2 protein-coding genes are annotated in these 1,359 nt (G+C 46.6%); one reads left to right on the top strand and one right to left on the bottom strand.

Features of this window, described 5'->3' with window-relative positions; translation table 11 throughout:
* Positions 1 to 654, top strand: a 654-nt coding sequence (locus B4K20_RS09125) for a response regulator (RefSeq protein WP_289282656.1), incomplete at its 5' end; no start/stop codon positions are given.
* On the opposite strand, the gene B4K20_RS09120 is transcribed toward B4K20_RS09125, so the two are convergent.
* Entirely contained in the window at positions 651 to 1,205 is a 555-nt protein-coding gene (locus B4K20_RS09120; protein ID WP_286305766.1) for a hypothetical protein, read from the bottom strand. The two genes, B4K20_RS09125 and B4K20_RS09120, sit on opposite strands and share 4 nt — an antisense overlap.
* Positions 1,206 to 1,359 lie beyond the last annotated feature (154 nt).

Raw genomic sequence — 1,359 nt, 5'->3', positions numbered from 1 at the left:
GATGATATTGAAGATAACCGTCGTTTGGTCACGGAAAGCTTTTCCTCTTCTGCGCTAGAGATTGTAGAAGCTGAAAATGGTAAAGAGGCCGTCGCAGCCGTAAAAGCCCAGGGTATTGATTTGATTCTGATGGATCTACGTATGCCTGTGATGGATGGGTATCAGGCGGCAGAGAAAATTAAAGCGGAATTTAATATCCCGATCATTGCCCTGACAGCATCTGTAATGAAAGATGACTTCGAACGTCTTAAATCAGAGCATTTTGATGACCATATCCGTAAGCCGGTCAAAAAGTCTGAACTCTACAGCAAGCTGGCAGAATTTTTAGAACATGAAGCTTCGATACCTGACGGATCTGAAGAGACTCGCGGCCTGACATTGTCCGATCATGAAATGGCCATATTACCAGTGATCCTTAGCTTTATGGAGAGCAAAATGCCGATTTGGAAAATGGTCAATGAAAGCAACAATATGAGTGAAATTAAACGTTTTGCTGCTGATCTGAAGCAAATCGCAGAGAAAGAAACATTCACGCCATTAGCTCATTACGCGCAACAGCTTCTAGAAAAAGTGGAAGTCTTTGACATTGAGGGCATGACCGAACTGTTGACAGACTACCCTTCTCTTTATCAGCAACTTAGCCAGTCTGCTTAATATTTCTGTGCTCTGAGTTTCGCCACTTCGGCACCCGAGACATCTCCTGCTCTGAGTCTTATTTCGGTCAGTAACTGCCAGAAACGCTTAAGCAGTACATTATTACCAGATGATAAGGAGACACCTTTAAGCGCGACCTGTTCTGCAAGGTCATAATCTTCCAGACTCATATGTGTCTGAGCGAGTGAGTAATACACTTTAGGATCCCGCGGTGCTATACGTTGCGCACGCTGCAAGTTGTTTTGTGCGCCCCGTAAGTCACCACTTACTCTCGCTTGTTCCGCTTTATCCAGTAACGCCACGACAGCAGGACTTTGTTTTATCGGTGTTTGTACCTGGGGGGATGGTGCTGGCTGAGCAGATCTTGGCTGTTCAGGAGTGACGTCCTCTACTGGCGGGTAAGTAGGTGTTTCCGGCGGCTGTGGCAGCGTCGGTTCGCTGCTTCGATCATCCACGGGTGGTTGAGATGGCTGGTAAGGTGTCGTCGAACATGCCGCAAGCATACTTAACATCAAACCCGTCATGAAAAAGCGTAAAGCAGAATTTGTCATTGTTAACCCTTATTGAAACCAATCTTTAATCCAGTCCAGTGACCGAGTCACCGGATTAGATTGCTGCCCTGGCTGAGTGGCACATTCAGACATCTCGACAGGCTCTGTTCCCGAGATGAAAGGCAGTTGCCGGGAATGTTCACATTCTTGAGCT

This window comes from Methylophaga sp. UBA5088 (assembly GCF_002414625.1).
GTDB lineage: Bacteria > Pseudomonadota > Gammaproteobacteria > Nitrosococcales > Methylophagaceae > Methylophaga > Methylophaga marina.
This window is presented reverse-complemented; position numbering and strand designations above follow the sequence as displayed.